Consider the following 6,076-nt stretch of genomic DNA (forward strand, 5'->3'; position numbering starts at 1 on the left):
ATGGACATTGAAACCATCTACCGGCTCTACTTCCGGGACGTCTGTCTGTTTTTGCAGGGGCTTACCCGCAGCGAAGCGCTGGCCGAGGAGCTGACACAGGAGACCTTTTTCCGGGCGCTGGACGGCCTTGAGGACTATGACGGCAAGCAGGATGTGCGGGCGTGGCTGTTTACGGTGGCGCGCAATGCCTACTATGACCACTGCCGCCGCGCAAAGCACGCCGCCCCGCTGGAAGATGCCGAAACAAAAGCCGCCGACAGCCCGGACATCGCGCAGCTGCTGGTGGACAAGGATGCCGCCTTTACGGTGCACCAGTGTCTGCACGCGCTGGAAGAACCCTACAAGGAGGTTTTCAGCCTGCGGGTGTTTGGCGAACTGCCCTTTGACCGCATCGGGGCGATCTTTGGTCACAATGCCGCATGGGCGCGGGTAACCTATTACCGCGCCAAGACCCGCATCCAGACCATGCTGGAACAGCAGAAATAATAAAACAACACCGGAGCGTCCGAAGATGCTCCGGTGTTGTTCTGTTTATCCTCAGGAGATCGCGTCCACGTCCCACTTCATGCGGACGGCATCGGCGCCGTCCAGCTTGATGTGCATGGCGCCGGCGTTATCCAGCACCTGCTCCGGCTTGCGGGCACCGCACAGGACGTGCAGCCCCGGGATCATGCGGGCGGTCATGGCGATGACCAGCTGCGCCATGGTGCAGTTGTACTTTTCGGTCAGGTCGCTCCACTTTGCCAGCAGTTCCAGCGCCTGTGCCCGGCGGGTGGGCTGGAAGCAGGGGTTCGTGTTGCGGGTGCTGCCCTCCGGGTAGGTGGTGTCCATGGTCACCTTGCCGGTCAAAAGACCCTGCTCCAGCGGGGAGTACGCCTGCACCGAGACGCCCAGCTCCTTGCAGGTGGGCAGCAGCTGCTTTTCAATGCGGCGGGTCAGCAGGCTGTACTTTTCCTGAATGACGTCCAGCTGGCCGTACTTGCAGTAGCCCCGGATGATGTCGGAGGTGACGTTGGAAGCACCGATGGCGCGGATCTTGCCCTGCTCCTTCAGCTTCATCATGGCTTCCATGGTCTCTTCCAGCGGATATACGCCGAAGTCCGGGCTCTGCCAGTGGGTGTACAGCACGTCCAGATGGTCGGTGTGCAGACGGCGCAGGCTGTCCTCCACGTCCTCGATGATGCCCTTGGCGGAGAGGTCGCGGTACACCTGCACGCCGTCCACTACCTTGTGCAGGATGGGAGACTCGTGCCGCCACTCCAAGCCGCACTTGGTGGAAAGCACCACTTTGTCGCGGTCGATGTGCTTCATGGCTTCGCCCACCACTTCCTCGCTGTGGTACAGCCCGTAGATGGGCGCAGTGTCGATCCACTGGATGCCCTGCTCCACGGCGGTCTGAATGGCCTTTACCGACAGTGCATCGTCGTTATCGCCCCACCATGCACCGCCGCCGATGGCCCATGTACCCATGCCCAGAAACGGCACGGAAATACCGCTTTTGCCAATGTTGATGTTCTGCATATACTTTACCCTCCATGCCAGCAGTGTTCCCCGCAATGGGAACCCTCATTCCAATGTCTGGCATACTTTGTTGTGTTTTTTATTCTATAAAAAAGAACTGCGGAGCGCAGGTGCACTCCGCAGCGCTCTTTTATCAGATGTTGCCGAACTCGCTCAGTTGCAAGCTCTCGTTGTGAGTCTCTGCCCAGCGCACCGCCCAGTCGGAGGTGAACAGCAGCAGACGGTTGCCCTTCATGTCCTCCACAGCCTTGGTGTCGCTGGTCAGGTCCAGATCCCGCAGGTTGTAGGTGTCGGGATCGTTCTGCACCCAGCGCAGCTGCTCAAAGGGCAGCTGCTGCATACGGATCTCCACGTTGTACTCGGTGTTCAGGCGGTACTCCAGCACTTCCAGCTGCAATACGCCGACCACGCCGACCACCACTTCTTCCATGCCGCCGCCGACCTCGCGGAAGATCTGGATGGCGCCTTCCTGCGCGATCTGCTCCATACCCTTCACGAACTGCTTGCGCTTCATGGTGTCCTTCTGCTCAATGCGGGCAAAGTGCTCCGGGGAGAAGGTGGGGATGCCCGCGAACTGGACCTTCTTTTTGCCGGTGCACAGGGTATCGCCGATGGAGAAGATGCCCGGGTCGAACAGGCCGATGATGTCGCCGGCGTAGGCCTCGTCCACGATGGCGCGGTCCTGCGCCATCAGCTGGGTGCCGGTGGCCAGCTTGATGTTCTTGCCCTCCTGCACATGGTAGGCTTCCATGCCGCGCTCGAACTTGCCGGAGCAGATGCGCATAAAGGCAATGCGGTCGCGGTGGGCCTTGTTCATGTTGGCCTGAATCTTAAAGATGAAAGCGGAGAACTCGTCCCGGCAGGGGTCCACCGGCTCGCCGGTCAGGCTGTCCACGCGTGCCAGCGGGGCAGAGGTGAGCCGCAGGAAGTTTTCAAGGAAGGGCTCCACGCCGAAGTTGGTCAGGGCAGAGCCGAAGAACACGGGGCTCAGCTCACCGCGCAGCACCTTGTCCAGATCAAACTCCTCGGCAGCGCCGTCCAGCAGTTCGATCTCGTCCACCAGCTGCTGGTGCAGGTAGGGGGTCAGCAGCTCGTCCAGTGCGGGGTCGCCCAGCTCGGCCTCGGTCTCGCTGACCTTCTTCACGCCGTTGGCGCGGCCATCGCTGGAGAAAGCCAGCACCTTGCGTGCGTTGCGGTCGAACACGCCCTTGAACTCCTTGCCGCAGCCGATGGGCCAGTTCATGGGATAGGTCTTGATACCCAGAATCTCCTCAATGTTCTCCATCAGTTCAAAGGGGTCGCGGGCTTCGCGGTCCATCTTGTTGATGAAGGTAAAAATGGGGATATGGCGCAGGGTGCAAACCTTGAACAGCTTGATGGTCTGCGCCTCAACGCCCTTTGCGGCGTCGATGACCATGACGGCAGAGTCTGCCGCCATCAGGGTGCGGTAGGTATCCTCCGAGAAGTCCTGATGGCCGGGGGTGTCCAGAATGTTCACGCACTTACCGGCGTAGTTGAACTGCAGCACCGAAGAGGTGACCGAGATACCACGCTGCTTTTCAATGTCCATCCAGTCGGACACGGCGTGCTTGGCGCTCTGCTTGCCCTTGACGGAACCAGCCTGATTGATGGCTCCACCGTACAGCAGCAGCTTTTCGGTAAGGGTGGTCTTACCTGCGTCGGGGTGGCTGATGATGGCGAACGTCCTGCGGCGTTCGATCTCTTCACGATTTGTCATAGATCGTAGTTTCTCCTATAAAAATTGCCTTTGCAAGGCAGAGAATGAATGGCAGACAGATGGTGTCTTACATGGGAGCCTCCATCCTGCTTTCTGAGAAAACCCTCTCCGACCTGATGTAAGCCGTGACTGAGAGGGTTCTTGTTTTTACACATACGCACTTTATTCTATACGAAAACGCGTGATAATGCAAGGGTTTTCGTTATTTTTTCAGGATCAGGCAGGGCAGAGGGGCAGTTTCGGCCCAATTGGCAAAATCACACACCAGAACGGTGAAACTTTTCAGTGGAAGTGCCCGCAGAAAACGCAGCACCGCCTGTTTTTCGTCCGAGCCGATGACCGCCCCGCTGTACAGGATGGCGCTCACGATGCCGCCGGGGCGCACCGCCTGCAGCGCCGCCTGCAAGGCGGGGATGCTGCTCTGCGCGGTGGAGAATACCCCGTGGTCTGCCCCCGGCAGCCAGCCAAAGTTGAACATGACCGCATCGGCAGTGCCGGGCTGCACATACTGTAACAGGTCGGCATGGCTGCCGCAGATAAGGCTGTACCGGTCGGCGGGCACATTTGCCTGTTCCAGCCGGGCGCGGGTGGAGCGGATGGCTTCGGGCTGCACGTCAAAGGCCAGCACCCGCCCGGCGGGGGCAGTCAGATTGCACAGAAAGGCGGTGTCGCCGCCGTTGCCGCAGGTGGCGTCCACGCACAGCTGCGGGTGCACCAGCCGGGCGGCTAAAAAGTCCTGCACAAATTTTACTGCCGTCAGGTCCGGGGTGCGGCGGCGCACCAGCTGCCCGCCCTCGGCGGCAAAGCCGAATTTGCCCCAGAAGGCAAGCTCGGCGGCGTTTTCCGGCAGCGGGGCGGTAAAAACGGTGGCGGTTTCCCGGTCATAACCGCCAAAGCTGCGCAATACTTCTTTTAACAGGTAGGAACCGTAGCCCTTGCGCCGCCACCGGGGCAGGATGCACAGGGCGGCAAGCTGTGCGCCCTTGGGGGCGGGGGAGAGGGTGCACTCTCCGATGCAGTCCTTTTCTTTATACAGGGCAAACCCCTGTTCGGTGCGGCGCAGTTCCATAAAAAGCTCCTCCTTGACGGGCCAATATTCTTCCCTTACAATAGCAAGCGGCGGCGCAGCTGTCAAGGGCAGAAAAGCAGGACCGCATTTCACATATTCTTCACGGCGCAAGCGATTGATTTTCACATTTGACGGTTACAATAGGGACAGTTCAAAGGAACAGATGTCCCTGCGGACCGGCCTTTGAGGGAAGGATGTAGTAACATGGAAAACGAGAACAAGTGGGAATACGATTATTCCGCTTCCAATAACGAGACCGGCTACCCCAACGTGGGCAGCAGCGGCATGAACACGGCAAACCAGTATAACGAGCCGGAAGCACAGCCTGTGCGCCCGGCGTATACCGCCCCGGCAGACGGCGGCAGCGTGCCGCCCACCCCGCCGGAGCAGCCGCAGTACAGCGCCCCGCAGCAGCCGGAAAAGCCCCGCCGCAAAAAGAAGAAGTTCAATGGCGGAAAGCTGGTGCGCAGCGCCGTGGCGCTGGTGCTGGCAGCTGCCATGGGCTTTGCGGGCGGCTTTGTGGGTGCAAAATACGGCGGCGGCAGCAAGGTGGTCATCCAGCAGGTGGAGCGCCCTGCCAGCTCTGACAGCAGCACCGACAGCACCGGCAATTCCATCAGCGCCACCAGCGGCACCGGCCTGAGCACCGCACAGGTGGCAGAGCTGGTCAGCCCCAGCGTGGTGGTCATCACCACCGAGCAGGTGGTCTACTCCCAGTGGTCGTGGTACGGTCAGAGCCAGGTGGAGAGCGGCGCGGGCAGCGGCGTCATCATCAGCTCGGATGGCTATATCCTCACCTGCGCCCATGTGGTGAGCGGCGCTTCCAACATCACTGTGAGCATCGGCGACAAGGATTACCCCGCAACGCTGGTGGGCGAGGATACCACCAGTGATATCGCCGTGGTGAAGGTCGATGCCACCGGCCTGACCCCCGCCACCGTGGGCGACAGCGACAACCTGAAGGTGGGCGAAAGCGTCATGGCCGTGGGCAACCCCTTGGGTGAGCTGGGCGGCACCGTGACCAGCGGCATCGTCAGCGCCCTGAACCGCAGCGTCAGCATTCAGGGTTCCAGCTCTGTCAACACCATGTCCCTGATCCAGATGGATGCCTCCGTCAGCCCCGGCAACTCCGGCGGTGGCCTGTTCAACATGAACGGCGAGCTGGTGGGCATCGTCAATGCAAAGTCCTCCGACAGCGATGCCGAGGGTCTGGGCTTTGCCATCCCGGTGAACGACGCCGTAAAGGTGGCGCAGGAGCTGCTGGAAAACGGCTATGTGACCGGGCGTCCCTATCTGGGCATCAGCTACTATGCCGTGACCGACGCCCAGACTGCCGCCCAGCTGGGCGTGAACGCCTACGGTGTCTACATCGTGGAAGTGGTCAAGGGCGGCCCTGCCGACAAGGCGGGCTTGCAGGCCGGTGACCGCATCGTGAGCGTAGACGGCAGCGAGGTTGCCACCCAGAGCGACCTTGGCACCCTGATGCAGAACCACAAGGCCGGCGACACCATCGAGATCACCGTCGCACGCGGCGGCCAGATGCAGACCGTTAGCGTCACCCTTGGCGAAAAGGGCGCAGAGAATAGCTAAAAATAGTAAAAAGGCGAGAGTCCTCCGTTTTTTCGGAAGGCTCTCGCTTTTTTGTTTGTACCGCGCTCCGCGGGGAAGTTACTGCTTGCCGCAAGCGTGCAAAGACGCTCCGCTGGGGGGGGGGGGGGGGGGGGGGGGGGGGGGGGGGGGGGGGGGGG

The 6,076-nt window shown here is 60.9% G+C and carries 5 protein-coding genes; 2 read left to right on the forward strand and 3 right to left on the reverse strand.

The genetic code is table 11. The features are described from left to right. Complete coding sequence (locus WMO20_RS11155) at window positions 1-486, forward strand: RNA polymerase sigma factor (RefSeq protein ID WP_349186886.1); 486 nt, start codon at window positions 1-3, stop codon at window positions 484-486. Between the two features lie 51 nt (window positions 487-537). On the opposite strand, the gene WMO20_RS11160 is transcribed toward WMO20_RS11155, so the two are convergent. The 3 genes from WMO20_RS11160 to mnmM form a co-directional block, all read right to left on the reverse strand. Further along, window positions 538-1,521, reverse strand: coding sequence for an aldo/keto reductase (locus tag WMO20_RS11160; protein ID WP_112091530.1), 984 nt, complete (start codon window positions 1,519-1,521; stop codon window positions 538-540). Window positions 1,522-1,654: 133 nt separating this feature from the next. Further along, on the reverse strand, window positions 1,655-3,259 hold the full coding sequence (locus WMO20_RS11165) for a peptide chain release factor 3 (protein WP_006735394.1): 1,605 nt from the start codon (window positions 3,257-3,259) through the stop codon (window positions 1,655-1,657). 202 nt (window positions 3,260-3,461) lie between these two features. Further along, window positions 3,462-4,328 carry a tRNA 5-(aminomethyl)-2-thiouridylate-methyltransferase MnmM gene (gene mnmM, locus WMO20_RS11170; RefSeq protein ID WP_349186888.1) on the reverse strand — a complete coding sequence of 289 codons (867 nt, stop codon included), beginning with the start codon at window positions 4,326-4,328 and terminating at the stop codon, window positions 3,462-3,464. A gap of 204 nt (window positions 4,329-4,532) precedes the next feature. On the opposite strand from mnmM, the gene WMO20_RS11175 reads away from it, so the two are divergent. Continuing rightward, window positions 4,533-5,918 (forward strand): S1C family serine protease, encoded by a 1,386-nt coding sequence (locus tag WMO20_RS11175; RefSeq protein ID WP_349186889.1) that lies wholly within the window; start codon window positions 4,533-4,535, stop codon window positions 5,916-5,918. Window positions 5,919-6,076 lie beyond the last annotated feature (158 nt).

Source organism: Faecalibacterium intestinale (assembly GCF_040096575.1).
Classification (GTDB): domain Bacteria; phylum Bacillota; class Clostridia; order Oscillospirales; family Ruminococcaceae; genus Faecalibacterium; species Faecalibacterium intestinale.